Here is a 25,577-nt window from a genome sequence, read left to right as displayed (position 1 = left end):
GGCCCCATTAGCTCAAACCCTTGTCGCCATCGGCATGCAGGCGCAGCCCTTTCTGGACGATCTTCTCTTTGGCGGCATCCGTCGGCACGTTCGGCGCATTGGTGATGCCGGACCAGGCCGGCGCCGGGTTGTGCGCCCAGTGCACGGCGTTGCGCAGCACCTGCTGCACGCCCTCATTGTGGTAGATCGGATAGGTCTCGTGGCCGGGCGAAAAGTAGAAGATCCTGCCGGCGCCGCGCTGATAGGTCAGCCCCGACCGGAACACCTCGCCGCCCTCGTACCAGGAGACGAACACCGTCTCGAGCGGTTCCGGCACGGCGAACGGCTCGCCATACATTTCCGTCTCGCCGATCTCCAGGCACTCGCCGATGCCTTGAGCGATCGGGTGGCTGCGGTTGATCGCCCAGACACGCTCGCGCTCGCCCGCCTCACGCCATTTCAACGAACAGGGCGTGCCCATCAGCCGCTTGAAAATCTTCGAGTAGTGGCCGGAATGGAGCACGATCAGCCCCATGCCTTCCCACACCCGCTTCTGCACCCGCTCGACGATCTCGTCCTTGACCTCGCCATGCGCCGCATGGCCCCACCACAGCAGCACGTCGGTGGCGGCCAGACGCTTCTCGCTCAAGCCATGATCGCGCTCTTGCAAGGTGGCGGTGGTCGCCTCGATAGCCTTGTCCTGGTTGAGCGCAGCGGCAATGGTGCCATGCATGCCCTTGGGGTAAAGGCCGCGAACGGCGGCATTGGTCTGCTCGTGGACGTTCTCGCCCCAAACGATGGCTTTTGTCGGCATTTTTCTCTCCCAAAGCGCTTTAAATAGCATGCCCCATGAGATTGAGAAGATCCGATCCGGCCTGGTCCGATGGAAACTACGTCGTGCGCTTCTTGCGCCCTTGCACGGTCTTGGCCTTGCCCGGCTTCGCGGGACCGCCGGAGATGGACGTTCCGGTTATCGACACCGGATCGCTGGCCGGAAAGGTATCCTCGAGGCCTTCCTCGAGTTCCTCTTCGGCGCTCGACTCTTCGTGTTGCTCGTGTTCGAGCGAGCGAACGGCAGCGCTCTTTTTGACCGGCGACTTCGGCGCGGAATTCGACGGCATCGGCATTCTCCCTCGGCGTGCGAATGCAGAACGAGCGCGCCCTGCAAATCGTTCCAAGTTCAGACCGCTGCGTCCCGCGATCCCTCGGACAGGAAAGTAAAGACATAGTCCGAGAAGGAACGCCAGCACTCGACCCGGAAGGCGTCAGGGCCGTTGCGCAGCAGCACGATCTCGGCCTTGCCCAGGATGGTGCGCGAAGCCGCCCCGACCGGGAAGACTTCGAGCGACAGATCCTGCGGGCAGCCCGAATTGATCGTCGCCGCCGCCCCAGCACCCGTAACGGCAATCGCGATGTTGCGATGCGAAATGCCGACCGCCGAATGCAGCAAAGTAACCTTGGTGCAATCGGCGAGCGGATCGCTGCCGGCTTCATCGATGACCAGCCATTCGTCGGGGCCGAGCCACAATGCGGTGCGGCCTGCCTTCGTGGCCGAGGTCTTCGGCTTTGTCGGCAAGGTCACGCCGAGCGCCTTCGACAGTGCTGCCACCGAAGCCTCCGGCGCGCGCAGCGAGATGCGATCGGCAGGCGGCAGAACCTCGACCTTGACGCCGGTGGCGATGGTGGTGCGCCCGGCCAGCGCCGGGCGGCGCTCGACCGATGGCGCGGCAACAGCAGTTTTCTTCGCAGCAGCCTTAGCCATTGAGGCGCCCTCCCGTCTCGTCGAAGAACACCATGCCGGTAACCTCCACTTCGATCACCCCGTTCGGCATCGGCACATAGAGGGTGTCGCCCATCCGGTCGCGACCGCCGGCAACCAGCGCCAGCGCGATCGACCGGCCGCAATTTTCCGACCAGTAGCTGGAAGTGACGTGGCCGATCATCTTCATCGGGATCGCCTGCTTGGGGTCCTCGACGATCTGTGCGCCCTCTTCCAGAACCACCTTCGGGTCCTTGGTCTTGAGACCGACCAGCTGCTTGCGGCCCTTGGCGACCAGATCCGGCCGCGCCATGCCGCGAATGCCGACGAAGTCGGCCTTCTTCTTGCCGACCGCCCAGTCGAGACCGGCGTCGTTCGGCGTCACCGTGCCGTCGGTGTCCTGGCCGACGATGATGTAGCCCTTTTCGGCGCGCAGCACATGCATCGCCTCGGTGCCGTAGGCGGCGGCACCGTGCTTCTGGCCCTCGGCCCAAAGCGCTTCCCAGACGGCCTGGCCGTAGTCGGCCGGCACGTTGACCTCGAAGCCACGTTCGCCGGTGAACGACATGCGGAACAGTCGGGTCGGCACGCCGCAGATCTTGCCTTCGCGCACAGACATATGCGGCAGCGCCTCGTCGGACATGTCGATGCCTTCGACCAGGGGCGCGATGATGTCGCGCGACTTCGGTCCCTGCACGGCGATGACCGCCCACTGCTCGGTGATTGAGGTCAGCCAGACATTGAGATGCGGGAACTCGGTCTGGAGATAATCCTCCATGTGGTTCATGACGCGCGGCGCGCCGCCTGTCGTCGTCGTCACATGGAAGCGGTCGGGCGCCAGCCGGCCCACGACGCCGTCATCATAGATGAAACCATCCTCGCGCAGCATGATGCCATAGCGGCAGCGGCCCGGCTCCAGCTTCTCCCACGGGTTGGTGTAGAGCAGCTCCATGAACTTGGCCGCATCCGGCCCGACCACTTCGATCTTGCCCAGCGTCGAGGCATCGAACAGGCCGGCCGTCTTGCGCACCGCGACGCATTCGCGGTCGACCGCGGCGTGCATGTCTTCGCCGGCCTTGGGGAAATACCAGGCGCGCTTCCACTGCCCGACATCCTCGAACACGGCACCCTGGGCTTCGGCCCACGGATGGATCGCCGTCTTGCGAGTCGGGTCGAACAGCGGACCGCGCGCATGACTGACGATCGCGCCGAAGGTCACCGGCGTATAGGGCGCCCGGAACGTGGTCAGGCCGACCTCCGGGATCGGCTTTCCAAGCGTCTCGGCGGCAATCGCCAGGCCGTGCATGTTGGAGGTCTTGCCCTGGTCGGTCGCCATGCCGTTGGTGGTGAAGCGCTTGACGTGTTCGATCGAGCGCATGCCTTCATGCACCGCCTGGCGGATATCCTTGGCAGTGACATCGTTCTGGAAATCGACGAAGGCCTTGACCGTCGTGTCCGGCCCGGCGCCGGGGGCAGCGCCCAGCATGCCGCGCGACCAGCTCTCCGAGGCGTCGACCTTCGGCTTGTTGCCCTTGGCGGTTTTCGCGCCGGCATCCTTGGCCGCCTTGGCGCCCGCCGCATAGGCTTCGTCGATCGTCGCCGACAGTCCGTCGGTGCCGTTGCAGGCGCCGACCGAGACGCAATCCTGCGCATAGGTGCCCGGCACGAAGCGCTTGGTCTCGTCGTTGAAGGCGACCTTGCCGCGCGACTGCGAGAACAGATGCACGGACGGCGTCCAGCCGGCCGACATCAGGATCGCATCGACCGGGATGGTGCGTTCGCCGCCGCCATTCTTCGGCTGCACGGTCATCGACGACACCCTGAGCTTGCCCCCGGCGCGGATCACCGCGCGGCCGAAATTGACCTCGATGCCGAGCGCCCTCGCCTCATCGATCACCGGCCCTGTCGGATGGTCGCGCAGGTCGACGATCGCCGCCACGTCGACGCCGGCCTTCTTCAGGTCGATCGCCGCCGCATAGGCGGAATCATTGGCGGTGTAGACGCCGACATTTTTGCCGACCGCAACGCCATAGTGGTTGAGATAGGTCCGCGCAGCGCCTGCGAGCATGATGCCCGGCCGGTCATTGTCGGCGAACACCATGTGGCGCTCGATGGCGCCGGAGGCCAGCACCACGCGCTTGGCGCGAACCTGCCACAGCCGCTCACGCGCCAGATCGTGGCCGGGGGTTGCGAGATGATCGCTGACACGTTCGACCAGGCCGACGAAATTCTGTGCGTAATAGCCGAAGGCCGTCGTGCGCGAGAGCACGCGGACATTGTCCATGCCTTGCAGCCTGGCAATCGCCGCCTGTGCCCAGGCAAAGCCGTCCTGGCCATCGATCCCAGCTCCGGTCTCGAAACGTAGGCTGCCGCCGAATTCGGCCTGTTCATCGGCGAGGATGACGCGCACCCCGCTCTCGGCCGCGGCAAGTGCGGCCGCAATGCCGGCCGCACCGCCGCCCAGCACCAGCACGTCGCAATGCGCATAGCGCGACGAATAATGGTCGGGATCCGGCTGATCGGGGGAAACGCCAAGCCCGGCCGCAGCGCGGATCTTCGGCTCGTAGAGGCTCTTCCACGCCGCCTTCGGCCACATGAAGGTCTTGTAGTAGAAGCCGGCCGAAAACATCGGCGAAGCGATGTCGTTGACCGCGCCGACGTCAAACGACAGCGACGGCCAGCGGTTCTGCGACTGCGCGGCAAGCCCGTCATAGAGCTCCTGCACGGTGGCCCGCACATTCGGCGTCTTGCGCGCCGCGTCGCGCCTGATCTCAACCAGCGCGTTCGGCTCTTCCGCGCCCGCCGACAGAATGCCGCGCGGACGGTGATACTTGAACGAGCGGCCGACGAGATGAACGCCATTGGCAAGCAGTGCCGAGGCCAGCGTATCGCCCTCGATGCCGGCGTAGGACTGGCCATCGAAGCTGAACCGCGCGGTTTTCGCCTGTTTGAGGCGACCGGCGCCGGGAATGCGGAACGCGCCGCTCATTTGGCAACTCCAGGCAGCTTAGACGGCTTCGGTTCGCCGGCCTTGTAGGTCATGACGAACTTGTCGGTGACGGTGTCGCGCACCGCATTGAAGAAGCGGGCGCAGCCATGCATGTGCCGCCAGCGCTCATGGATGATCCCTTTGGGATTCGAGCGGATGAAGAAGAACTTTTCGAAATCGTCGTCGGTCTCGCCAGCGATGTTGGCCGAGCGTGCGATATGCGCCTCGCCGGCATTGCGGAACTCGAGCTCCGGGCGCTCTTCCTCGCAATAGGGGCAGCGGATGAGAAGCATCTGGTTCGTTCCTACAATTCGCCGTGGCCGACGTGAGCGCCGGCGGGTTGGTCGCAAAGCTTTTGGCCCATGGTTGCAAAAGGCGCGACGAGCCTGATGCGCTCCTCCACGCTTGCAGCCGGACGAAACAGGTCGCGATACGCCATGTTGCCGATCGTGAGTTGCATCGGATCGGTCGTGACGATGACGCGGCGCGGCTCGAAAATGTCGTCCTCGTCAAGATCGGAAGGCCTGTTCTCGAGGAACATGACCACCTTCTGGCCGCCGCTCCACACGCAGGCCAGCGTGCCGTCGTCGACGGAAAACGGCCATCCGGCCTCGTTCCCGGCGCGGCTGATCGGCTGCGTGCGCACTTCGTCCGCCGAGGGAAAATGGAACATGCCCTGTTCCCCCGCCAGCATCAGCGGCATGGCGACAGCCATCTGCGCCATCATCAGTGCGCCACCGCCGCCGCTGCCGCCTCGTCGATGAGCCGGCCGGTGCGGAAGCGTTCGATGGTGAAGGGCGCGTTGATCGGATGCGGATCGTCCCTGGCGATGGTGTGGGCAAAGACATGGCCCGAGCCCGGCGTCGCCTTGAAGCCGCCCGTGCCCCAGCCGCAATTGACATAGAGGCCGGGCACCGGCGTCTTGGCCAGGATCGGCGAGCGATCCGGCGTGACGTCGACGATGCCGCCCCACGAGCGCAGCATCTTCATGCGCGTGAAGATCGGGAACATCTCGCAGATGGCGTCGAGCGTGTGCTGCAGGATGTGCAGGCCGCCGGTCTGCGAATAGGAGACATACTGGTCGGTGCCGGCGCCGATCACCAGTTCGCCCTTGTCGGACTGCGAGATGTAGGCGTGCACCGTGTTCGACATCACCACGCACGGCACCACCGGCTTGACCGGCTCCGACACCAGCGCCTGCAACGGATAGCTTTCCAGCGGCATGCGCACGCCGGCCATGTTCATGATGACCGAGGAATGGCCGGCGGCAACGACACCGACCTTCTTGGCGCCGATGAAGCCGCGCGTCGTGTCGACGCCCATGACCGCGCCGTTCGGCGCCCGCTTGACGCCCGTGACCTCGCAGTTCTGGATGATGTGGACGCCGCGCGCCGAAGCGCCGCGCGCATAGCCCCAGGCGACGGCATCGTGGCGCGCCGTGCCGCCGCGGCGCTGCAAGGCAGCGCCGACCACCGGATAGCGCGCATCCCTGGAGATGTTGAGCGGCGGGCAGAACTCCTTCGCCTGCTCCGGCGTCAGCCATTCATTGTCGATGCCGTTCAGCCGGTTGGCGTGGACATGGCGCTTCAGCACCTGGATGTCGTGCACATTGTGGGCCAGCATCATGACGCCGCGCGCCGAATACATGACGTTGTAGTTGAGTTCCTGGCTCAGCCCGTCCCACAGCTTCAGCGCATGGTCGTAGATGCCGGCGCTCTCGTCATAGAGATAGTTGGAGCGGATGATGGTGGTGTTGCGGCCGGTGTTGCCACCGCCGAGCCAGCCCTTTTCCAGCACCGCGACATTGGTGATGCCGTGCACCGTGGCGAGATAATAGGCGGTGGCCAGACCATGGCCGCCGGCGCCGACGATGATGACGTCGTACTCCTTCTTCGGCGCAGGCGAGGACCATTGCTCCTCCCAGCCCTTATGGCCGCGCATTGCCTCGCGGGCGATGGCGAATACCGAATATTTCTTCAACGTTCCAGCCTCGCAAATGGCGGCAGGGCGTTCACTCGGCCCCGGCGCGCGAGGTGTATCACTAGCGAAACGCAGCTTCCACCCTTGCGCTGTTTGCGACGGCGCTTGCCGTTTTGCGCCGCGCCGAAAAAGACGCATGCGATCTGGCCGCCATGGCCGCCTTCGGTCACATTGCCCGTCGCGGGATTCAAGGAGCCGACCATGGGCAAAGCCTGGTGGAATTTGACATTGCGGTTCCTGCTGGAGCTTGCCGCCTTGCTTGGCCTCGGTCTGGCGGGATGGGGTCTCTCCGACGGATGGTGGCGTTGGATCCTGGCTCCGGCCCTGCCGCTCATTGCGGCCGTCTTGTGGGGAACCTTTGCCGTGCTCAACGATCCAAGCCGGTCGGGCCGTGCCCCCGTGCCAGTTCAGGGCGCGGTGCGGCTGGTGCTGGAATTGGCGATCCTGTTTGGTGGGCCGCCGGATTCTACGTGGCCGGCTACACGACCACGGGCATCATCGTCGCTCTGCTGATCGTCATCAGCTACGCATTTTCGCTCGACCGCCTGGGATGGCTGTTGCGGCAATAATTCGCCCAACCGCCTCGCTGTTTCGCGAGTGGCGAGCTGGCTCGCCTCGACCGGCGGCAAGATCCAACTGCGCAGGTATCGGGTGTCGGCGGAAGGCATGGCCTGCGATCAAGGGGCCTCGTTGCCGGCACCAGTCGGCCAGACAGGACCGACAGAAGGACGACATCCATGCTCGCACTCGCCAACAAGATCGCCATCGTCACCGGCGCCAGTTCCGGCATCGGCCGCGCCACCGCGAAACTTTTTGCAGAGCAAGGCGCCAAGGTCGTCGTCGCGGCCCGCCGCCAGGCCGAGCTTGATGCGCTTGTCGCCGAAATCGAGGATGCCGACGGAACGGCCGTCGCCCTTGCCGGCGATGTCCGCGACGAAGCCTATGCAAAAGCCCTTGTCGATCTGGCGGTCGAAGAATTCGGCGGCCTCGACATCGCCTTCAACAATGCCGGCGCCGTCGGCCAGATGGGGCCGATTTCGGACCTGTCGCTGGAGGGATGGCGAGAGACGCTGGACACCAACCTGACCAGCGCGTTTCTCGGCGCGAAATACCAGGTGCCGGCCATGATCGAGCGGGGCGGCGGATCGCTGATCTTCACCTCCACCTTCGTCGGTCACACCGTCGGCATGCCCGGCATGACCAGCTATGCCGCGAGCAAGGCCGGGCTGATCGGGCTGACGCAGGTGCTTGCGGCCGAATATGGCCCGAAAGGCGTGCGGGTCAACGCGCTGCTGCCCGGCGGCACCGACACGCCGGCGGCGACCTTCAAGACCCCTGAATCGCGGGCTTTCGTGGAAAACCTGCACGCCTTGAAGCGTGTCGCGGGTCCGGAGGAGATCGCCCGCTCGGCGCTCTACCTCGCCTCCGACGCCTCGAGTTTCACCACCGGAGCGGCATTGCTTGCCGATGGCGGCGTGTCGATCAACCGGACGTGATGGGTTTTCGCGGCCAGGACGCATGTTCATGGCCGCAACATGGGCGTCCGGTCTTGCTTTTTCGCCGCGATTTGGCGATGCCGTTTCGTGTCGAAACGCCAAAACGGGTCCTGGAACCATGATGCTGATCAGAACCTATGTGGCTGCGAGCGCAATCGAGGGCGTTGGCGTGTTCGCCGCCGAGCCGATCAGGAAGGGCGCCTCGATCTGGCGGCTGGATCCGGATTTCGACCGGTTGATCCCGATGGAGAAGTACAAGGCAGCATCGCCGCATCTCAGGGAATTGCTCGACCGCTACGCCTATCCAAGCCCGGACCGGCCAGGCTTCATGGTCTATGAAGTCGACAATGGGCGCTTCATGAATCACGCAGAACGGCCAAATACGGATTTTTCGCAGTATGGCGGCGCGACCGCGACGCGCGACATAGCGGCCGGCGAGGAGATCACCTGCGACTACGGCGAGTTCTTCGAGGATTTCGAGCGGCTGCACCTCGCCACAGCGTAGTCGGCTCCTTGCCTTGCGGCAAACCGGCTGCGGTTTGGCCGCTGATCTTCATTTCGGCTGTGGACAGCGCGGCCTGATTCTGCTATCAGCCGCCACAATTCGTGGTGTAAATCGCCGCGGAGGCTTGTGGCTATGGCCGCTTGCCTGTTGATATCAAACCCGAAAGACAGGATTGCCCGTGCAGGTACTCGTCCGCGACAATAACGTTGATCAGGCGCTTCGCGCTCTCAAGAAGAAGATGCAGCGCGAAGGCATTTTCCGCGAAATGAAGATGCGCGGACATTACGAGAAGCCTTCCGAGAAGCGCGCCCGTGAAAAGGCCGAAGCCGTCCGCCGCGCCCGCAAGCTGGCCCGCAAGCGTGCCCAGCGCGAAGGCCTGCTGCCGATGACGCCGCGTCCGGTTGCTGCTGGCGCCGCCGGCGGTGCAGGTGGTGCTCCGCGTCCGCCGCGGTTCTAACGCCAATTTTTCGTCCTTTTCGAAGGATACTAGAGGTGGCGCGATGCGGAATCGCCGCCACCTTTTTGTTTAGAGCAGCGTGCGCCCACCCGGATGCACAAAGGGCGCTCTAACAATTTGCGACAATTTTTGACCCGGCCCGGAGGGGGGACCCGGACCTGAGTGACGCGGCTGAAGTGAGGACAGGGCAGACATGAACGCAATCAGCGTGGAGCGCAGAACCCCATTGCGCGGTTTCGCCCTGACGGCCGCCCTGCTTTCCGGGCTGGCGCTTGCCGGCTGCCAGACGGCCGGCCCTACAGGCGAATTCAACAACATCGACAAGGCGCAGGGGTCGACCGAGAACATTTCCTCGCTGTCGGCAGTGATCCAGCGCAATCCCCAGGATCCCGAAGGCTACAATGTGCGCGGCTCCGCTTATGGCCGGGGCGGCCAGTACCAGGCGGCGCTCAAGGATTTCAACACCGCCATCGAGCTCAACCCGAATTTCTTCCAGGCCTATTCGAACCGCGCGCTCATCCAGCGCTTCCTCGGCAATCAGAAGGCCGCGCTCGACGACTACAACCGTTCGATCCAGATCAATACCAATTATGACGCCGCCTATATCGGCCGCGGCAATCTCTACCGCAAGGCGGGTCGCACCCAGGACGCCTTCAACGACTTCCAGAAGGCAATCCAGCTCGACACGACCGATGCTCGCGCTTACCACAATCGCGGCCTGATCTATCAGAGCCAGGGCCAGCACAAGTTCGCCATCGAGGATTTCTCGACCGCCATCTCGCTGGCGCCGGACGCCGCCGAGCCCTACAACGGCCGCGGCCTTTCCTATCTGGCTACCAACGACGAAGACAACGCCTTCGCCGACTTCAACATGGCGATCAAGCTCGACGGCAAGAACGCCGAGGCCTGGGCCAATCAGGCGCTGATCTACGAGCGGCGCGGCGACAAGGTCAAGGCCGGGAAATCCTACCGCGAAGCCGTGCATCTTGATCCGACCTACCAGCCGGCCAAGGATGGCCTCGCCCGCGTCAGCGGTGCGACTTAAAGCGCCGCGTCGAAGCGGATTCATGCGACGCGCTTTGAGTCTATGGTTCTATGCATGTCATAGCCTCAAAACCGGGGCCACTTTTGAGTGACGTGCATTAGGCGCGACTCAAAGCGCTGCCCGTTGTGCGCCCAAAAGGGCGCACGGCGCCTCAAACCCGTCAATCCAGCAACCGTGCGTTAACCCCTGCAGCAAGGTTCTGACCCGTGCCTTGTTCGCGCCAAGTTTTCGGGGGAACGGTCTGGCCACCCAAGCCGTTACCCCAGGCAATTTGCGAAAGGACCTCCCATGATCAAGAAACTCGCCTGCGCCGCTGCCCTCGCAACGACGGTGTTCGCCGTCGCCCCTGCCAGCGCCGGCAAGCTGCAGCTCGGCACGCTCGACTGCACCATCGACGGCGGCACCGCTTACATCGTCGCCTCCAACAAGGGCGTCGACTGCACCTTCCGTCCCTATCATCACGGGCCTTCTGAGCACTATACTGGCGTCATCTCCAAGATCGGCGTCGATCTCGGCCAGACGCATCAGGGCCAGCTGGTCTGGGCCGTGCTGGCGGCGACGCGCGACCGTGAGGCTGGCGATCTCGCCGGCGGCTATTACGGCGTCAACGCAGAGGCCAGCGTGGTGACCGGCGGCGGCGCCAATCTGCTGGTCGGTGGCTTCGGCAGCGCCTTCATGCTGGAGCCGCTCAGCGTGCAGGCACAGACCGGCGTCAACCTCGCGGTCGCCGTGACCTCGCTCGAGCTTATTCACTCGTTCAAGTGAGTGCAGGAGCCTTTCAGCTCCGGGCTGAAGGCTCCGTTTCAACGTGACAGCGAGCTTTGTACGTCCGAATCGACGTACGTCGCTCCAAGGTCTCTCTACCTGCGGCGCGGAACCGGATAGGGTGTTCCGCGCCGTATGATTTTGCATCAAACAAAAGAGACAGAGCGGTTCTGCGTTTCCGTGAAATGATGAGCCGTTCGGGGGGACCGCCATGCTCAAGACAGCCATCGCTGCTGCCATCCTCGCCACCGCGCTTGCCGGGACGGCGCATGCGCAGGACAGGGGCGTCGAACTCGGCGTGCTGGATTGCGCCATCGGCGGCGGCACCGGCTTCATCTTCGGCTCGAGCAAGGATCTGAGCTGCACCTTCAACCCCGCCGACAAGAGCTTCGCGCCGGAAGCCTATTTTGGCGCCGTCAACAAATACGGCCTCGACATCGGCACCACCAAGCAGACGGTGATGCAATGGATCGTGCTGTCGCCACTGAAGAACATCTACGCGCCGGGTGCGCTGGCCGGAGACTATCTCGGCGCCAGCGCGGAGGTGACCGCCACTGTCGGCGCCGGTGCCAATCTGCTGGTCGGCGGCTCCTCGCAGGCCTTCACGTTGCAACCGCTCAGCCTGCAGACGCAGACCGGCATCAACCTCGCGATCGGCGTCAGCCAGTTCCAGTTGCGCAGCACCGAGAATTGATCGCTCGGGCACCTGCCGTAATATCCCGAAAAAATTCGCTTGAGCTCAACCCCGGTTGAGGTTTTACAAGCCTGCCCCGGCTGCAGCAGCGCCATCGATGTGGCGCAATGCACGCTCCTGCCTGCGCATGGTCCTGCCGGAAACCCACACTGGCTTCTGGCGCCATGCGCTGGCATCGAGATATGGAAGGCAAGGGGTGGAAATGACCGAAATCAGCACAAACAGGGTCGACTGGCGAGCTTTGTGGGCGAGCGGCGACCTGGCGCGTTTCTGCTTCATCAGCCTCGGCATCCTGCTGCACGCCACCAACGAGACGATGGTGGCGACGGTGATGCCGGCCATGGTCGGCGAACTGGCCGGGGTGCAGCTCGTCGGCTGGTCGCTGGCGATCTATGAACTCGGCGCCATCGTTGCCGGCGCGGCGGCCGGACGGCTGGTGAGTTATGTCCCGCTGCGCACCAACATGGTGGTTGCGGCCCTCCTCTATGCCGCCGGGGCGCTGATCTGCGCCGCCTCGCCTTCCATGCAATTGTTCCTTGCCGGCCGCCTGATCGAGGGGCTTGGCGGCGGCGCCCTGGTGTCGCTGGCCTTCGTCTCGGTCGAGCGGCTGTTCTCGCGCGCCATCTGGCCGCAGCTTTTCGGCATCATGTCGGCGATCTGGGGCGTTGCCGCCTTCAGCGGCCCGATGCTCGGCGCGATCATGACCGAGCTTTTTTCGTGGCGCTGGGCCTTCGGCATCTTCACCTTCGGCGGCACCGCCATGGCGCTGGCAAGCTTCATCGTGCTCAACACACCGGAGGCGACGCAACCCGTCACCAGCGCGGGCAAGCCACCGCCCTTCCCGTTCACGGCACTGGGCTGCCTAGCCGTCGCCGTGGTGCTGATCGCCTCGGCCGGCGTCGACATCGCCTTGCTGCGTTCCTCGCTGCTGATGGTCCTCGGCCTTATCGGCCTGGTGCTGTTCTTCTACATCGACGCGCTGAAGCCGCGCTCCCGGCTTTTTCCGGCACGGCTGTTCTCGTGGCGCACGCCGGTCGGCGCCGGCATGACCATGGTCGCCGCCTTTTCGGTGGCGACCTGTTCCTTCGGCGTCTATGGACCCCTGCTGCTGACCAGCCTGCACGACATCCCGCTGCTCACCACCGGCTACATCATCGCTGCCGAATCGATCGCCTGGTCGATCCTGTCGATCCTGGTCGCCAATGCGCCACCGCAACGCGAGCGGCTAATCATCATTGGCGGCGCGGTGATGATCGCGGCAGGCATCGCCGGCTTTGCCTACACGATACCGCTGGGCTCCATTCCGCTGATCCTGATCTGCGCCCTGTTGCAAGGCGGCGGCTTCGGCATCGCCTGGCCGTTTTTGACGCGCGTCATCGTCGCCTCCGCCCCGGAAGGCGAGCAGACCATCGCCTCGGCGGCGGTGCCGACTATGCAGCGCATTGGTTATGCCGTGGGTGCCGCTCTTGCCGGCATCGTTGCCAATGCCAGCGGCTTTTCGGAAGGATTGAACCATGACGCGGCGGCGAATGTCGCGTCCTGGCTGTTCCTCGCCTTCGTGCCGCTCGGCGTTGTCGGCTGTCTGGCTGCCTTGTGGGCATCGTCGACGGCTAACCGTCTGCAGGAGGCTGTTGGTTAGAGCGTCAAGTCGAACGGCCCTCGCTCTACTCGACCTCGCGCAGGCGATAGCCGACACCCGTCTCGGTGGTGATGTAGCGCGGCTGGTCCGGGGTCTTCTCGATCTTCTGCCTGAGCTGCCGGACATAGACCCTGAGATACTGCACGTCGGTCGAATCGCCCCAGACCTGCTTCAAAAGGAAATGATGGGTCAGCACCTTGCCGGCGTGCTGCACCAGGATGCGCAGGATGTCGTATTCCTTCGGCGACAGTTTTACGTCCTTGCCTTCGACCTTGACGATGCGTTTGACCAGATCGACGGACAGGTCGCCGGTGTGGAACACCGGCTTCTCGCCCTGCTGCTGGAACTTGTGGCGCAGCGCCACGCGGATGCGTGCCACCAGCTCGTTCATGCCGAACGGCTTGGTGACATAGTCATCGGCACCAAGTTCCAGAGCCTGGACGATGCCGGCCTCGTCGGTGCGGCTGGAAAGGATGACCACCGGAATGTCGAGACCGTCGTCACGCCATTTGCGCAACAGTTCATGGCCGCTCATGCCGGGCAGGCCGAGGTCGAGCAGGACGAGGTCCGGCTTCTCCGCCTCCATCAGCTCGATCGCCACCCTGGCGTTCGGCGCCTCGCTGATCGCGTAGCCCTGGCTGCCGAGACCGACGCGCAGCAGCTTGCGGATCGGCGGCTCGTCATCGACAACCAGTATCCTGACGTTCGAGTTTGTCATGCCAAGTCACTCACATCGTCGTCGTCCGTCGAGGCGTCGAGGTCGGGCGGATTCGCCGGCTTCGGCATCTTGATGGTGAAAACCGCGCCCGAATGGTCGGTTCGGTTTGCCGCCGAGATCGTGCCACCCATCGCCTCGATGAAGCCACGGCAGATCGACAGCCCAAGCCCGGTGCCGGCGCGGACCTGATCGCGCTTGCGCACCCGATAGAACGTGTCGAAAATCCGTTCCAGATCGCCGGGGGGAATCCCCGGCCCCTCATCCATGATCTGCAGGATGACGGACCCATTGTCGGTCCAGCCCTGCACCCGGATTGTCGAGCCGGGCGGCGCGTATTTCGCGGCATTGTCGAGAAGATTGAACAGCGCCTGCTCGAACAGGACCGGGTCGACCTTCAACATCGGCAGATCCCGGGGGATGTCGATCTCGGTCTTGTGCTCGCTGATGATTTTCCTGGCTCTCTGCAGCGCGGAGCCGACGACGTCGCCGACATAGTGGAAAGCGTAGTTCGGCTCCATCGCGCCGGACTCGATTTTGGTCATGTCGAGCAGATTGGCGATGAAGCGGTTCAGGCGCTCGGATTCGTCGAGCACGGTCGTCAAGAGCTCCGCCCGGTCCTGTTCGGGAAGTGCCGGCGCGAATTCCCTCAGCGTGCCGGCGGCACCCATGATGGCGGCGAGCGGCGTCTTCAGATCATGCGAGATGGAGGTGAGAAGGGCCGAGCGCAGCCTGTCCGCCTCGGCGGCGAGCTTGGCGCGGTCGACGTCGGCGACAAGCTGGATGCGCTCGATGGCGACCGCCGCCTGGTCGACCAGCGCATCGAGCAGGCGCTGCTGCTCGGGCGTCAGCAGCGGGCCCTGCTTGTCGTTGTCGAGGCCGACGACGCCGATGGCCGTGCGCCCGGTCCGCAAGGGAAGATAAAGGCGCTTGGCGCCCGGAAGCGTGTCGGCGCCGCGCCCCGCGGCTCGGTTGTGCTCCCAGGCCCAACGGGCGGCTGCGATGTCGGCCTCGGCCAGCGTGTCGTCGGGCGGATAGCCGGCCTTGACGGTGATCGTTCCGTCTTCCGGCAGCAGCAGCACGACCCGCAGCTTCAGCATTGAGGCGATCTGGAAAGCGGTGGCCCAGAGAACGTCGTCGAGCGTGCCGGCACCGGCGAGCTTCTTTGAGAAGAGGTAGATGTCCTCCGTAGCCCGCGCCCGTGAGCGGGCGGCGATCGCCTGACGCTGCACGCGCACCGTCAGATTGCTGGCAATGACGGCGACCACCAGGAAGACGCCGAGCGCAACAATGCTCTCCGGATCCCGGATCGTCAGCGTGTAGCGCGGCTCCAGGAAAAAATAGTTGAACGCAAGGGCGCTGAGCAGACAGGCGTACAGAGCCGGCCACAGACCGCCGGTCACCGCCGATGCCAGCACCCCGATGAGAAAGATGATGGCGAGGTTGCGAACGTCGAGAAACTGGTCGAGCAGGACGGCGAAGGCGAGCGAGCCCATGACATAGGCCGTGGCCTTGAGATAGGGCCAGATCTGGAACTGCCACTGCTCGTCAGCCGCCCTGACGTTCCTCGACGCCGTCTCGGTGTTGCGTTCGTTTCCCGAAATGACATGGACGCTGATGTCACCGGCATTGCGGATGAGATCATAGGTGAGCGAGCCTTCGATCAATTCGCGCCAGCGCGACCGGGTCGGCCTGCCGACCACGATATGGGTAAAATTGTTCGCCGTCGCGTAACGCACGATGTCCTGCGCCACGTTCTGACCCGGAATGGTCGTCACCTCGGCACCAAGTTGTTGGGCGAGGCGCAGGTTCGTCGCGAGCCGGTCCTTGTCCTCTTCGGGCATGCTGGCCGAGCGGGTGCTGTCGACATGCAGCGCTGTCCACGGGGCGCGGAGCCGGTCGGCCAGCCTGCGTGCATAGCGCACGCGGGCCGATCCTCCCGGGCGCGCGTCGAGGCAGACGAGGACCCTTTCCCCGGCGGCCCACGGTCCAGGAATTGCATGGGCCTGCATATGGATCAGCAACTGGTCGTCGACGCGCTGGGCGGTGCGGCGCAGTGCCAGTTCCCTCAGCGCCGTCAGATTGCCCGGCGAGAAATAGTTCTCGATCGCCCGCTGTGCGGTGTTGGGGAAATAGACTTTGCCTTCCTCGAGCCGCTTGATCAGGTCGTCGGGGGTGAGATCGATGATCTCGACATCGTCGGCCTGGTCGATGATGGAATCGGGAACCGTCTCGCGGACCCTGACCTTGGTGATCTGGGCGACGACATCGTTCAGGCTTTCGACATGCTGGATGTTGAGCGTCGTGTAGACGTCGATGCCTTGCGTCAGGATCTCCTGGACGTCGAGATAGCGCTTGGGGTGGCGGCTGCCGGGCGCGTTGGTATGGGCGAGTTCGTCGACGAGAATCAACGCTGGGCGCCGGGCGAGGATGGCGTCGATATCCATCTCGTCGAGAATGCGGCCCTTGTAGTCGACCTTGCGGCGGGGAATGACCTCATAGCCCTCGACCAGGGCCAGTGTTTCCTTGCGGCCATGCGTCTCGACGACGCCGATCACCACGTCCACGCCGTCGGCCAGCCTGGCGCGGCCCGACATCAGCATCTCGTAGGTCTTGCCGACGCCGGGCGCCGCACCCAGGAATATCCTCAGGCGGCCGCGCGCCTCCCGCTCGGCATGATCCAGCAGCGCGTCGGGAGAAGGTCTGGTTTCGTTGCGGCTGTCGTCCGGCATCTGCATCGATCATGGATGGCGCCGGGGACCCTGTCGATCCCCGGACCCCACCATTCACTATTTCGTGGCGTCGAGAGCAAGGTTGAGGCCGAGCACGTTGACCACCGGTTCTCCCATGAAGCCGAGTTCCCTGTCCTCGACCTGGCCTTCGACAAGCGCCTTGACCTTGGCTTCATCGATTCCCCTGGCCTTGGCCACACGGGCAACCTGGAAATAAGCTGCTTCGGGGCTGATATCAGGATCGAGGCCGCTGCCGGACGTCGTCACCAGGTCCATCGGCACGGGCTGGTTCGGATTCTCCGCCTTCAGCTTCTCCGCATCGCCCTTGATGCGGTCGATCAGCTTGGGGTTGGTCGGGCCGAGATTCGAGCCGCCGGAGGCGGCTGCGTTATAGCCGTCGCCGGCAGCCGAGGGGCGGCCGTGGAAGTAACGGTCGCTGGCGAAGCCCTGGCCGATCAGTTCGGAGCCGATGACCTTGCCGTCCTTTTCGATCAGGCTGCCATTGGCCTGACGCGGGAACAGCGCCTGCGCGACGCCGGTCATGCCGATCGGATAGATCAGGCCGGTCAGCACCGTGAAGAAGACGATCATGATGATCGCGGGTCTTATCTGGGTGAGCATGGGCATATTCCTCAGAGCAATTCCAGGAAAAGTGTGAAACGGTTTTCCGTCCGGAATTGCGTTAAAACAAAGAGTTAAGCGAGGCCGAGGGCGGTGACGATCATGTCGATCGCCTTGATGCCGACGAAGGGGACGATGATGCCGCCGAGGCCGTAGACGAGCAGGTTGCGGCTGAGCAGCGCGCCGGCGCCGATGGCACGATATTTGACGCCTTTCAGCGACAGCGGGATCAGCGCGATGATGATCAGCGCGTTGAAGATGATGGCCGACAGGATGGCGCTCTGCGGCGTCGCCAGATGCATGACGTTTAATGCCTGCAACGGGCCGGTGGTTTGCCCTGGCGCGATGTAGAAGGCAGCGAACATCGCCGGGATGATGGCGAAATACTTGGCCACGTCGTTGGCGATGGAGAACGTCGTCAGCGAGCCGCGCGTCATCAGCAGCGCCTTGCCGATCTCGACGATCTCGATCAGCTTGGTCGGATCGCTGTCGAGGTCGACCATGTTGCCGGCCTCGCGCGCGGCGACCGTGCCGGTGTTCATGGCGACACCGACATCGGCCTGGGCCAGGGCCGGCGCATCGTTGGTGCCGTCGCCGCACATGGCGACCAGCTTGCCCTTGGCCTGTTCGTCGCGGATCAGCTTGAGCTTGTCCTCGGGCGTCGCCTGGGCGAGGAAGTCGTCGACGCCGGCTTCCGCGGCGATGGCCGCCGCCGTCATCGGGTTGTCGCCGGTGATCATCACCGTACGGATGCCCATCTTGCGCAGTTCGGCGAAGCGCTCCCTGATGCCGCCCTTGACGATATCCTTGAGGTGGACGACGCCAAGCAGGCGACCGTCGCGCTCGACCGCCAGCGGCGTGCCGCCCGACTTGGCGATCTCGTCGGCGATCGCCTGGAGGTCCCTGACGGTATCGCTGCCGGGCCGCGTGGCGTGGGCTGCGACCGTCGACTGGCTGACATGGGCAAGCACGGAATCTACCGCGCCCTTGCGCACCGAGGAGCCGTCGATATCGACGCCGCTCATGCGGGTCTGCGCGGTGAACGGTACGAAGGTGGCGTGCAACGTTGCCATGTCGCGGGCGCGGATGGCGTATTTCTCCTTGGCCAGCACGACGATCGAACGGCCTTCCGGCGTTTCGTCGGCGAGCGAGGCCAGTTGCGCCGCGTCGGCCAGCTCCTGCTCGGTGACGCCCTTGACCGGGCGGAACTCGGTCGCCTGTCGGTTGCCGAGCGTGATCGTGCCGGTCTTGTCGAGCAGCAGCGTGTCGACGTCGCCCGCGGCCTCGACGGCGCGGCCCGACATCGCCAGCACGTTGAAGCGCACCAGGCGGTCCATGCCGGCGATGCCGATGGCCGACAGCAGCGCACCGATCGTCGTCGGGATCAGGGTCACGAACAGGGCGACCAGAACGGTCACCGGGATGTAGCCACCCGAATAGGAGGCGAAGCTCGGGATCGTCGCCGTGGCCAGAACGAAGATCAGCGTCATGCCGACGAGCAGGATGTTGAGCGCGATCTCGTTTGGCGTCTTCTGGCGTTCCGCGCCTTCGACCAGTGAGATCATGCGGTCGAGGAAGGTGTGGCCGGAGGCGGCGGTGATGCGCACGCGGATCCAGTCGGACAGCACCTGCGTGCCGCCGGTGACCGCCGACCGGTCGCCGCCGGATTCGCGGATGACCGGTGCGGATTCGCCCGTTATCGCCGCTTCGTTGACGGAAGCGACGCCTTCGACCACCTCGCCGTCGGACGGGATGATGTCGCCGGCCTCGACCAGCACGGCATCGCCGACCTTGAGGCTGGTGCCGGGCACGAGTTTGTATTTCGTGCGGTCTTCACCGGTTAAAAGCTTGGCCTGGGTTTCGGTGCGCGCCTTGCGCAGCGAATCGGCCTGCGCCTTGCCTCGGCCTTCGGCAACGGCTTCGGCGAAATTGGCGAACAGCACGGTGAACCACAGCCAGATGATGATCTGCAGCGCGAAACCGAGATTGCCGCCGCCGGTCACCAGGTCCTTGACGAACAGCACGGTGGTGAGCGCCGAGACGACGGCGACGACGAACATCACCGGGTTCCTGGCCAGGGTACGCGGGTCAAGCTTGCGGAACGCGCCGCCGATGGCGGGCAAGAGGATGCGGGCATCCATGATGCTCGCTGATTTTGAGTGGCTCATTTTGAAGCTCCGGCTTCGGTGTTGTTGGATGGCACCGAGCGATCGGATGCCGAAAAAGGTGGCCCGTAGACCAGCAGCCAGATCACGATCATGACTGCCGCAATGCCCAGGAATGTGGAGACGCTCGGGAAGGGAGGGGGAGATGCCTCCCCCTCATTGTCGGCTTTGGGCCGAGCCTTGCGACGCGTGGTGTTGAACCAGGACAATGCTTTGATCCAGGCCGTATCAGAATGTTTGCCCGTGGATCATCGCCAGGTGCTCGATGATCGGCCCGACGGCGAGCGCCGGGAAGAAGGTGAGACCGCCGACGATCAGGATGACGCCGACCAGCAGCCCGACGAACAGCGGGCCATCGGTCGGGAAGGTGCCGGCGGAGGCCGGCACCGTTTTCTTCGCCACCAGCGAGCCGGCGATGGCCAGCGCCGGGATGATGACCAGGAAGCGGCCCATCAGCATGCCGATGCCGATGGTGATGTTGTACCAGGGCGTGTCGCCGCTGAGGCCGCCGAAGGCCGAACCGTTGTTCGCCGCAGCCGAAGTATAGGCGTAGAGAACCTCCGAGAACCCGTGCGGGCCGGCATTGCCCATCGACGCCACGCCGGTCGGCAGCACGACCGCGATGGCCGTGAAGATCAGCATCGCCAGCGGCAGGCAAAGGATGGCCAGCATCGCCATCTTGACCTCCTTGGCCTCGATCTTCTTGCCGAGATACTCGGGTGTGCGGCCGACCATCAGGCCGGCGACGAAGACGGCGACGACGATATACATCAGGATGCCGTAGAGGCCGGCGCCGACACCGCCGACGATGACTTCGCCAAGCTGCATGTTGATGATCGGGATCATGCCGCCGAGCGCGGTGAAGGAACCGTGCATGGCGTTGACGGCGCCGCAGGAAGCGGCCGTCGTGATGACGGCGAACAAGGCCGACAAGGCGATGCCGAAGCGCGATTCCTTGCCTTCCATATTGCCGCCGTCGATGCCCAGTGCATGCACCAGCGGATTGCCGGCGGCTTCCGCCCAATAGCAGACGATGACGCCGGCGATGAACATGACGCCCATGGCGGACAGGATCGCCCAGCCCTGGCGCTGGTTGCCGATCATGCGGCCGAAGACATTGGTCAACGCAGCGCCGATGGCGAAGATCGTCACCATCTGGATCAGGTTGGAGATGGCGTCGGGGTTCTCGAAGGGATGTGCCGCATTGGCGTTGAAGAAGCCGCCGCCATTGGTGCCGAGCATCTTGATGGCAACCTGCGACGCGACCGGGCCGACGGCGATGGTCTGCTGCGCGCCTTCGAGCGTCGTGGCGTTGACATAGGCGCCAAGCGTCTGCGGCATGCCGAGCCAGACATAGACCAGCGTCAGCACGATGCAGAGCGGCAACAGCAGATAAAGCGTCGAGCGGGTCATATCGACCCAGAAATTGCCGATCGACTTGCCGGAGGCACGGGCAAAGCCGCGGATCAAGGCAATGGCGATGGCGATGCCGGTGGCCGCCGAAACAAAATTCTGCACCGTCAGGCCGGCCATCTGCACGAGATAGGACATCGTGCTCTCGCCGCCGTAGTTCTGCCAGTTGGTGTTGCTCATGAAGCTGGCAGCGGTGTTGAAGGCCAGCCCCGGCTCGACCGCGGTCATGCCGGCCGGATTGTAGGGCAAGCTGCCTTGCAGGCGCTGGAGGACGTAAAGCACCAAGAAGCCGGCAAAGTTGAACAGCAGCAGAGCCACAGCATAGGTGGTCCAGTGCTGTTCCTCGCGTTCGCTGGTTCCGGAAATGCGATAGAGCCCACGCTCGAGCGGGCCGAAGACTGGCGAAAGCAGCGTGCGGTCGCCGTTGAAGACGCGGTGCATGTAGCCGCCGAGCGGCTTCACCAGCAAAACGACGATCCCGCAGAAGACCAGGATCTGTATCCAACCGTTAAGTGTCATGGCTTTGGCTTTCCGTGCCTTCAGAAGCGTTCTGGACGAACGAGCGCGTAGGTCAGGTAGGCGAGCAGGAACAATGTCACGCCACCACCGAGGATGTAATCGACAAGCATGGTTCGACCCTTCGGCTCAAATTCTGTCGCAGGCTTTGACGTAGACGAAGAACAGGGCAAAAAACAAAACCCCTGTCCCGAGAACAATGATGTCCATTGTGCTTGTTCCTTGTATCCGCTTAGTACTTTGCGCCTTCGAACGGGTCGCAATACCCTGAAAACGGCCCGTCGCATTTTTGGCGGCACCGGATGTGTTTTCTTGAGGGGAATATGGACCCGATCGCCATAAAGGTTCGAGACGGGGCGGAATGGAAAGAAATAGGAATTTTATAAAGATTTTGGGCCCGGCTCGTCGCCTCCCCTGGGCCAATTCTCGGGATGAGAATCTGGTCTCTGGCATTCCGGAAACGCGTAGGGACGCTCCTTGCAGAAAGGGCGGAACAAATCCTTCAACACGAGATTGTCGACCTGAGGGCCCACCAAAGGAGATGACAATGGCAAAGCAAAAAATGCTCGACGATCTGTTTCACGATACGCTGAAGGACATCTATTTCGCCGAAAAGAAGATCCTGGCGACGTTGCCGAAAATGGCCAAGGCCGCGCAAAGCGCCGATCTGAAAGCCGCCTTCGAAAAGCACCGCACCGAGACCGAAGACCATGTCGCGAGGCTGGAGAAGGTCTTTGGCGTCATCGGCAAGAAGCCGGTTGGCAAGACGTGTGCGGCCATCATGGGCATCACCGAGGAAGGCGCCGAGATCATGGAGGAGTATAAGGGATCTCCCGCGCTCGACGCCGGCCTGCTGGCCGCCGCGCAGGCTGTCGAACACTACGAGATCTCGCGCTACGGCACGCTGCGTACCTGGGCCGGTGAACTCGGCCTGAACGAAGCCGTGACCCTTCTCGAAGCGACGCTGAAGGAAGAGAAGGCCACCGACGAAACGCTGACGCAGATTGCGGAATCGACGGTGAACGTCACAGCGGAAGCAGCGTAGATCCAAGGAAACGAGCGAGGGCCGCGCTGAACCGTCATTGCGCGGTTCCCGCATCATGCAGTTTGGCGCGGTGCCCATGGCGATGATCCGCTCGCGACGGGCGCATGGCTCCCTGTGATTTCCTAGAGGTTACAGAAAAGCGAAAGCCCGGCTGGGGAGGACCAAGCCGGGCTTTTCGTTGTGGCTGGTGCAGCTTAGCCACCACAATGGAAGATGGCGTCGGTTAGGCGGCGTAGCCGCCGTAACCACGGGCAACGGCGTGTACGCCCGCGGCTGGCTCGAGGTCCGGCCACAGGATACCGGCAGCCTGCGCGAATTCGACCAGCGCACGGCGCGCCTGCTCGATGGTCACATAACCCGGAACGGCGAGATCACATGCCTTCACCGCGTTGCGATAAAGCGGGCCCCGGCGGGACGTCGTCCAGTCGGTCAGGAAATCGTGCATTTCGGCCAGCGAGACAATTTCGCGCTTGAAGCCTAGGCCGACGGTCAGTGCGACCGGTGAATGAAACAGCTTGTCGTGCATGAAACGGGCTCCTGATTTATCGCAGCGCCGGGAGAGATATCCGGGCTGGTCCACGGACGGGACGCCGTGAAACGCACCGCGAGGCAGGAGGTTCCGAGCCGCGAGCTTTTATATGAAATGCGGCGGTCATCCGTTGATCGCGATGCCCGCACTATCCATCGTTCGCGTCAGCCCTGCCCACGCGCCTCTCTCCCCGACGGGCAGAATGCTTCCAAGGTGCGTGAGAGTCCAGATATTCTCAGCCAGGCTCGTTGATCAGCGGCGTTGTATCTTTCGGTCGCCTGAACGTCTTCACCAGTTCGACGGTGCTGGTATCGACGGTGACGCGGCCGAGCACCTGCACCGTGACGCGGCCCAGATCCTCGTCGACATGCACGACTTCGCCTTCGAACCTCATCCTGTCGCCTGGCTTGGCTTTCGGATCGATGATCGAATAGGGAAAATTGGCCGTCAGAATGTGCAGTGCGACGCGATCCCCGACGCGTTCGCCCACCGTGGCGCTGAGCGCCACCCTGTCACCGATATTGATTTCCCGCGCCATGCATAGGATTCTGGAGCGGCGGAACTGATTGTCAAGAGATTGCTAATATTCCCTCGTTGGCGCCCCATCAGTTCGTAATTTCGTACGTGACGTTGTCGAATTTGCCTTTCGCCAGTTCATTTCGGTTTATGAACAGGACGATCGAATACGTGTCGCCCCACATCCATCCAACCATACTGCTTGTCCGAAGTTCCAGCAAAACCACGTTCGGTGTCGCCGGCCCGTGAGGCGTGTAGACATGGCCAGCCGGGGCATTTCCCATGGCGCCCCGCTCGTGCAGGGCATCGAATTGCCAGATCACTTCCATGCGAGAGCGCAATTCGGGATGAAGCGACTCGGGAGCGTATGTGTAAGCGCAGAGGGCATGCCGATAAAGCAGGTCAGCATAGGTATACCACCATTGCCCGACCGGCTTGTCGCACAGTCTCAAGGTCGAAGAACTGAAGACGGCATAGCCATCTTCGTCATTTTTCAAATAGCGCAAATAGCAGAAAGGGATGTCCGCGATCTGCGCCACCAGGTCTTGGATCGGTGCGCGCTGAAAGTCCTTTGTGAAAGGTATGAGCAAATCCCTGATGTGTGAAAACCGCGCAATCGATCGGGACGCTTCCAGCTGAATGCTCTCCAGTTCCGTTCTATCCCCGTCGCGGTGTTTCCTTTTGAGCATTTCGTCTATGTGCGTCTTTCCTAAGCTGACCTGATCCTCGATGGCATTGAGAAGCGCCGCCAGCGTCGCCTCGTTGAACGGCTGAAAGGCCGCGTTGGATAGGTCCGGGACCTGAGCCTGGCGGGGATCGGGAAAGCCGGGCGCCTCACCCTTGCGCCAACCCGCGGGCGGAGGAGGTTGGCCGACGTGCCCGGTGATCATGATAGGCCACCTCGGCGAATGGGCTTGCACCGGCGGTCTGCGTTCGGTTGACAGCGGCCGGAACCAGGCCGCATCCGCTTGCCCAGGTCCGTCGCGCCCCTTCAGGTCTCCATCGACGTGGAGCACCTTGGGAGCCGTTTCCTTGGCATGAGCCGTTTCGTCGGCATGAAGGAAAACAGCAAGCCAGCCTTTCCTGGGGCCGAGGCCAGACCAGATATTCTGGGGCAAGGCGGACAAGTCTATCTGACATACGAAGCGAAGGGGTTCGCCGTCGATCTCTGGCCACGCAACATCGTCGGGCAAGCAAGGCATGCCGCCAAACCAGCCGGCGCTCTGCTGTGCCGGGAGCGGTACGACGGGAGTGAGCAGGACATAGGGTTCACTGCTGTTTCTCGCTTCAGCCAGCATCTCGAAGGTCGCGATTTCGTTCTCCAAGATGCGCCCAACAAGGTCGGCAGAACCGGCCGGCGATTTATTTCTGTTTTTTTTCTTGAATAGGGCTCCGAACAGCCGGTGAACCATGAGAAAGACAGTTCCCGTCACCTTTATCATTCGAACCAATCTCCGCCCCCTTTTTAACCCGCTGTTCAGCGCGCTCATCTTAAGCCGCTTCCTCTCGCGGGCCGTTTTGCTTCACCATTCCGGTACACCCAAGATAGAAGTGAAGGACTCCCAGCAAGCCCAGAATGGACCACAGGACATAAGCGAGCCCCCGGGACTTCGCTTCATTGGCAACGCGCTGCTCGATTGGAATTTGTTGTTGTGTCGAAAATCTCATCGAAATCTCCCCCCGAGATCTGTCGAAGATTCCTCAAGATTTGACAATCGCGCAATCGATACCCGCATGCAAGCTTCGCCATCGCAAGGGTGTACTTGATAAAAAGTCCGCCACCGCGAGGCAGCGGGCTTCATTATTCTCGTCGGCAAGAATGATCAGGGCCGGGACGACTTGGTTTCCTCAGCAAGGTCGCGGTTCAGCATCTCCCGAGGCTTGAGAATTATCCATCGTAAAGATCAGGTCGTAGCCGACCGCGTCCATATCCTCTTCGAGCCGTTCGACGGGTCGGGCTGGTAAGCGCAGACTCGCTGCCTGGCCGAAGCCGTCGAGCGCATGCGCGACAACCGGA

At 63.4% G+C, this 25,577-nt stretch carries 26 protein-coding genes; 9 read left to right on the top strand and 17 right to left on the bottom strand.

Annotated elements, in window-relative coordinates:
* Window positions 1-7: 7 nt before the first annotated feature.
* The 7 genes from AC1RZR_RS10855 to AC1RZR_RS10825 all read right to left on the bottom strand — a co-directional run bounded on the left by AC1RZR_RS10855 (window position 8) and on the right by AC1RZR_RS10825 (window position 6,707).
* Window positions 8-793, bottom strand: coding sequence for a ThuA domain-containing protein (locus tag AC1RZR_RS10855; protein ID WP_481828498.1), 786 nt, complete (start codon window positions 791-793; stop codon window positions 8-10).
* A 76-nt stretch (window positions 794-869) separates the two neighbouring features.
* A complete protein-coding gene (locus tag AC1RZR_RS10850) occupies window positions 870-1,100 on the bottom strand; it encodes a hypothetical protein (protein ID WP_477277766.1) in 231 nt (76 codons plus the stop codon).
* Between the two features lie 59 nt (window positions 1,101-1,159).
* On the bottom strand, window positions 1,160-1,741 hold the full coding sequence (locus AC1RZR_RS10845; protein WP_481828497.1) for a sarcosine oxidase subunit gamma: 582 nt from the start codon (window positions 1,739-1,741) through the stop codon (window positions 1,160-1,162).
* The gene (locus tag AC1RZR_RS10840) at window positions 1,734-4,727 is read right to left on the bottom strand and encodes a sarcosine oxidase subunit alpha (protein ID WP_481828496.1); all 2,994 of its coding nucleotides are present in this window, start codon (window positions 4,725-4,727) and stop codon (window positions 1,734-1,736) included. Before AC1RZR_RS10840 ends, AC1RZR_RS10845 begins: the two co-directional genes overlap by 8 nt.
* Window positions 4,724-5,020 carry a sarcosine oxidase subunit delta gene (locus tag AC1RZR_RS10835; protein WP_477277772.1) on the bottom strand — a complete coding sequence of 99 codons (297 nt, stop codon included), beginning with the start codon at window positions 5,018-5,020 and terminating at the stop codon, window positions 4,724-4,726. The genes AC1RZR_RS10840 and AC1RZR_RS10835 overlap by 4 nt, the downstream gene beginning before the upstream one ends.
* A gap of 11 nt (window positions 5,021-5,031) precedes the next feature.
* A complete protein-coding gene (locus AC1RZR_RS10830) occupies window positions 5,032-5,454 on the bottom strand; it encodes a hypothetical protein (RefSeq protein ID WP_477277774.1) in 423 nt (140 codons plus the stop codon).
* The gene (locus AC1RZR_RS10825) at window positions 5,454-6,707 is read right to left on the bottom strand and encodes a sarcosine oxidase subunit beta (RefSeq protein WP_481828495.1); all 1,254 of its coding nucleotides are present in this window, start codon (window positions 6,705-6,707) and stop codon (window positions 5,454-5,456) included. The genes AC1RZR_RS10830 and AC1RZR_RS10825 overlap by 1 nt, the downstream gene beginning before the upstream one ends.
* A 201-nt stretch (window positions 6,708-6,908) precedes the next feature.
* Between AC1RZR_RS10825 and AC1RZR_RS10820 the strand changes: the two genes are divergently transcribed.
* From AC1RZR_RS10820 to AC1RZR_RS10785, 8 genes are all read left to right on the top strand, one after another.
* Entirely contained in the window at window positions 6,909-7,220 is a 312-nt protein-coding gene (locus AC1RZR_RS10820; protein ID WP_477277778.1) for a YrdB family protein, read from the top strand.
* 224 nt (window positions 7,221-7,444) lie between these two features.
* Entirely contained in the window at window positions 7,445-8,203 is a 759-nt protein-coding gene (locus AC1RZR_RS10815; RefSeq protein WP_477277780.1) for an SDR family oxidoreductase, read from the top strand.
* Between the two features lie 118 nt (window positions 8,204-8,321).
* Window positions 8,322-8,708 (top strand): SET domain-containing protein, encoded by a 387-nt coding sequence (locus tag AC1RZR_RS10810; RefSeq protein ID WP_477277782.1) that lies wholly within the window; start codon window positions 8,322-8,324, stop codon window positions 8,706-8,708.
* Between the two features lie 178 nt (window positions 8,709-8,886).
* Window positions 8,887-9,165, top strand: coding sequence for a 30S ribosomal protein S21 (gene rpsU, locus AC1RZR_RS10805; protein WP_023810129.1), 279 nt, complete (start codon window positions 8,887-8,889; stop codon window positions 9,163-9,165).
* Window positions 9,166-9,358: 193 nt separating this feature from the next.
* Window positions 9,359-10,210 carry a tetratricopeptide repeat protein gene (locus AC1RZR_RS10800; RefSeq protein ID WP_477277786.1) on the top strand — a complete coding sequence of 284 codons (852 nt, stop codon included), beginning with the start codon at window positions 9,359-9,361 and terminating at the stop codon, window positions 10,208-10,210.
* 288 nt (window positions 10,211-10,498) lie between these two features.
* Window positions 10,499-10,975, top strand: a complete 477-nt coding sequence (locus AC1RZR_RS10795) for a DUF992 domain-containing protein (protein ID WP_379102835.1) — start codon at window positions 10,499-10,501, stop codon at window positions 10,973-10,975.
* A 211-nt stretch (window positions 10,976-11,186) separates the two neighbouring features.
* Window positions 11,187-11,669, top strand: a complete 483-nt coding sequence (locus tag AC1RZR_RS10790) for a DUF992 domain-containing protein (RefSeq protein ID WP_477277788.1) — start codon at window positions 11,187-11,189, stop codon at window positions 11,667-11,669.
* A 202-nt stretch (window positions 11,670-11,871) separates the two neighbouring features.
* Window positions 11,872-13,308: an MFS transporter gene (locus AC1RZR_RS10785; protein WP_477277790.1), complete on the top strand. Its 1,437-nt coding sequence runs from the start codon at window positions 11,872-11,874 to the stop codon at window positions 13,306-13,308.
* A 25-nt stretch (window positions 13,309-13,333) separates the two neighbouring features.
* Here the strand turns inward: AC1RZR_RS10785 and AC1RZR_RS10780 are convergent, their stop codons facing one another.
* The 7 genes from AC1RZR_RS10780 to kdpF form a co-directional block, all read right to left on the bottom strand.
* Window positions 13,334-14,026, bottom strand: a complete 693-nt coding sequence (locus AC1RZR_RS10780; protein ID WP_481828494.1) for a response regulator transcription factor — start codon at window positions 14,024-14,026, stop codon at window positions 13,334-13,336.
* Entirely contained in the window at window positions 14,023-16,755 is a 2,733-nt protein-coding gene (locus AC1RZR_RS10775) for a DUF4118 domain-containing protein (RefSeq protein WP_481828493.1), read from the bottom strand. The genes AC1RZR_RS10780 and AC1RZR_RS10775 overlap by 4 nt, the downstream gene beginning before the upstream one ends.
* Window positions 16,756-16,812: 57 nt before the next feature.
* On the bottom strand, window positions 16,813-17,376 hold the full coding sequence (gene kdpC, locus AC1RZR_RS10770; protein ID WP_481828492.1) for a potassium-transporting ATPase subunit KdpC: 564 nt from the start codon (window positions 17,374-17,376) through the stop codon (window positions 16,813-16,815).
* A gap of 74 nt (window positions 17,377-17,450) precedes the next feature.
* Window positions 17,451-19,544: a potassium-transporting ATPase subunit KdpB gene (kdpB, locus tag AC1RZR_RS10765; RefSeq protein ID WP_481828491.1), complete on the bottom strand. Its 2,094-nt coding sequence runs from the start codon at window positions 19,542-19,544 to the stop codon at window positions 17,451-17,453.
* A complete protein-coding gene (locus AC1RZR_RS10760) occupies window positions 19,541-19,750 on the bottom strand; it encodes a hypothetical protein (protein WP_477277800.1) in 210 nt (69 codons plus the stop codon). The genes kdpB and AC1RZR_RS10760 overlap by 4 nt, the downstream gene beginning before the upstream one ends.
* 19 nt (window positions 19,751-19,769) lie before the next feature.
* Window positions 19,770-21,473, bottom strand: a complete 1,704-nt coding sequence (gene kdpA, locus AC1RZR_RS10755) for a potassium-transporting ATPase subunit KdpA (RefSeq protein WP_481828490.1) — start codon at window positions 21,471-21,473, stop codon at window positions 19,770-19,772.
* 20 nt (window positions 21,474-21,493) lie between these two features.
* Window positions 21,494-21,583 carry a K(+)-transporting ATPase subunit F gene (gene kdpF / locus AC1RZR_RS10750; protein ID WP_081609884.1) on the bottom strand — a complete coding sequence of 30 codons (90 nt, stop codon included), beginning with the start codon at window positions 21,581-21,583 and terminating at the stop codon, window positions 21,494-21,496.
* Window positions 21,584-22,017: 434 nt separating this feature from the next.
* Here kdpF and AC1RZR_RS10745 point away from each other — a divergent pair, with 434 nt between their 5' ends.
* Window positions 22,018-22,515: a YciE/YciF ferroxidase family protein gene (locus AC1RZR_RS10745; protein WP_481828489.1), complete on the top strand. Its 498-nt coding sequence runs from the start codon at window positions 22,018-22,020 to the stop codon at window positions 22,513-22,515.
* A 223-nt stretch (window positions 22,516-22,738) separates the two neighbouring features.
* On the opposite strand, the gene AC1RZR_RS10740 is transcribed toward AC1RZR_RS10745, so the two are convergent.
* The 3 genes from AC1RZR_RS10740 to AC1RZR_RS10730 form a co-directional block, all read right to left on the bottom strand.
* Window positions 22,739-23,041, bottom strand: a complete 303-nt coding sequence (locus tag AC1RZR_RS10740) for a DUF982 domain-containing protein (protein ID WP_477277807.1) — start codon at window positions 23,039-23,041, stop codon at window positions 22,739-22,741.
* A 238-nt stretch (window positions 23,042-23,279) separates the two neighbouring features.
* The gene (locus AC1RZR_RS10735) at window positions 23,280-23,582 is read right to left on the bottom strand and encodes a hypothetical protein (RefSeq protein WP_481828488.1); all 303 of its coding nucleotides are present in this window, start codon (window positions 23,580-23,582) and stop codon (window positions 23,280-23,282) included.
* Window positions 23,583-23,649: 67 nt separating this feature from the next.
* Window positions 23,650-25,050, bottom strand: coding sequence for a DUF1963 domain-containing protein (locus tag AC1RZR_RS10730; protein WP_481828487.1), 1,401 nt, complete (start codon window positions 25,048-25,050; stop codon window positions 23,650-23,652).
* Window positions 25,051-25,577 lie beyond the last annotated feature (527 nt).

The organism is Mesorhizobium bavaricum, from assembly GCF_056781655.1.
This window is presented reverse-complemented; position numbering and strand designations above follow the sequence as displayed.

Coding starts and splice junctions, on each gene's coding strand:
- AC1RZR_RS10810 (WP_477277782.1), top strand. CDS start 8,322: ATGATGCTGATCAGAACCTATGTGGCTGCGAGCGCAATCGAGGGCGTT.
- AC1RZR_RS10730 (WP_481828487.1), bottom strand. CDS start 25,050: ATGAGCGCGCTGAACAGCGGGTTAAAAAGGGGGCGGAGATTGGTTCGA.
- kdpC (WP_481828492.1), bottom strand. CDS start 17,376: ATGCTCACCCAGATAAGACCCGCGATCATCATGATCGTCTTCTTCACG.
- kdpB (WP_481828491.1), bottom strand. CDS start 19,544: ATGAGCCACTCAAAATCAGCGAGCATCATGGATGCCCGCATCCTCTTG.
- AC1RZR_RS10785 (WP_477277790.1), top strand. CDS start 11,872: ATGACCGAAATCAGCACAAACAGGGTCGACTGGCGAGCTTTGTGGGCG.
- kdpF (WP_081609884.1), bottom strand. CDS start 21,583: ATGCTTGTCGATTACATCCTCGGTGGTGGCGTGACATTGTTCCTGCTC.
- AC1RZR_RS10850 (WP_477277766.1), bottom strand. CDS start 1,100: ATGCCGTCGAATTCCGCGCCGAAGTCGCCGGTCAAAAAGAGCGCTGCC.
- AC1RZR_RS10815 (WP_477277780.1), top strand. CDS start 7,445: ATGCTCGCACTCGCCAACAAGATCGCCATCGTCACCGGCGCCAGTTCC.
- AC1RZR_RS10835 (WP_477277772.1), bottom strand. CDS start 5,020: ATGCTTCTCATCCGCTGCCCCTATTGCGAGGAAGAGCGCCCGGAGCTC.
- AC1RZR_RS10735 (WP_481828488.1), bottom strand. CDS start 23,582: ATGGCGCGGGAAATCAATATCGGTGACAGGGTGGCGCTCAGCGCCACG.
- AC1RZR_RS10820 (WP_477277778.1), top strand. CDS start 6,909: ATGGGCAAAGCCTGGTGGAATTTGACATTGCGGTTCCTGCTGGAGCTT.
- AC1RZR_RS10855 (WP_481828498.1), bottom strand. CDS start 793: ATGCCGACAAAAGCCATCGTTTGGGGCGAGAACGTCCACGAGCAGACC.
- AC1RZR_RS10845 (WP_481828497.1), bottom strand. CDS start 1,741: ATGGCTAAGGCTGCTGCGAAGAAAACTGCTGTTGCCGCGCCATCGGTC.
- AC1RZR_RS10800 (WP_477277786.1), top strand. CDS start 9,359: ATGAACGCAATCAGCGTGGAGCGCAGAACCCCATTGCGCGGTTTCGCC.
- AC1RZR_RS10830 (WP_477277774.1), bottom strand. CDS start 5,454: ATGATGGCGCAGATGGCTGTCGCCATGCCGCTGATGCTGGCGGGGGAA.
- AC1RZR_RS10740 (WP_477277807.1), bottom strand. CDS start 23,041: ATGCACGACAAGCTGTTTCATTCACCGGTCGCACTGACCGTCGGCCTA.
- AC1RZR_RS10780 (WP_481828494.1), bottom strand. CDS start 14,026: ATGACAAACTCGAACGTCAGGATACTGGTTGTCGATGACGAGCCGCCG.
- AC1RZR_RS10795 (WP_379102835.1), top strand. CDS start 10,499: ATGATCAAGAAACTCGCCTGCGCCGCTGCCCTCGCAACGACGGTGTTC.
- AC1RZR_RS10790 (WP_477277788.1), top strand. CDS start 11,187: ATGCTCAAGACAGCCATCGCTGCTGCCATCCTCGCCACCGCGCTTGCC.
- kdpA (WP_481828490.1), bottom strand. CDS start 21,473: ATGACACTTAACGGTTGGATACAGATCCTGGTCTTCTGCGGGATCGTC.
- AC1RZR_RS10745 (WP_481828489.1), top strand. CDS start 22,018: ATGGCAAAGCAAAAAATGCTCGACGATCTGTTTCACGATACGCTGAAG.
- AC1RZR_RS10775 (WP_481828493.1), bottom strand. CDS start 16,755: ATGCCGGACGACAGCCGCAACGAAACCAGACCTTCTCCCGACGCGCTG.
- AC1RZR_RS10840 (WP_481828496.1), bottom strand. CDS start 4,727: ATGAGCGGCGCGTTCCGCATTCCCGGCGCCGGTCGCCTCAAACAGGCG.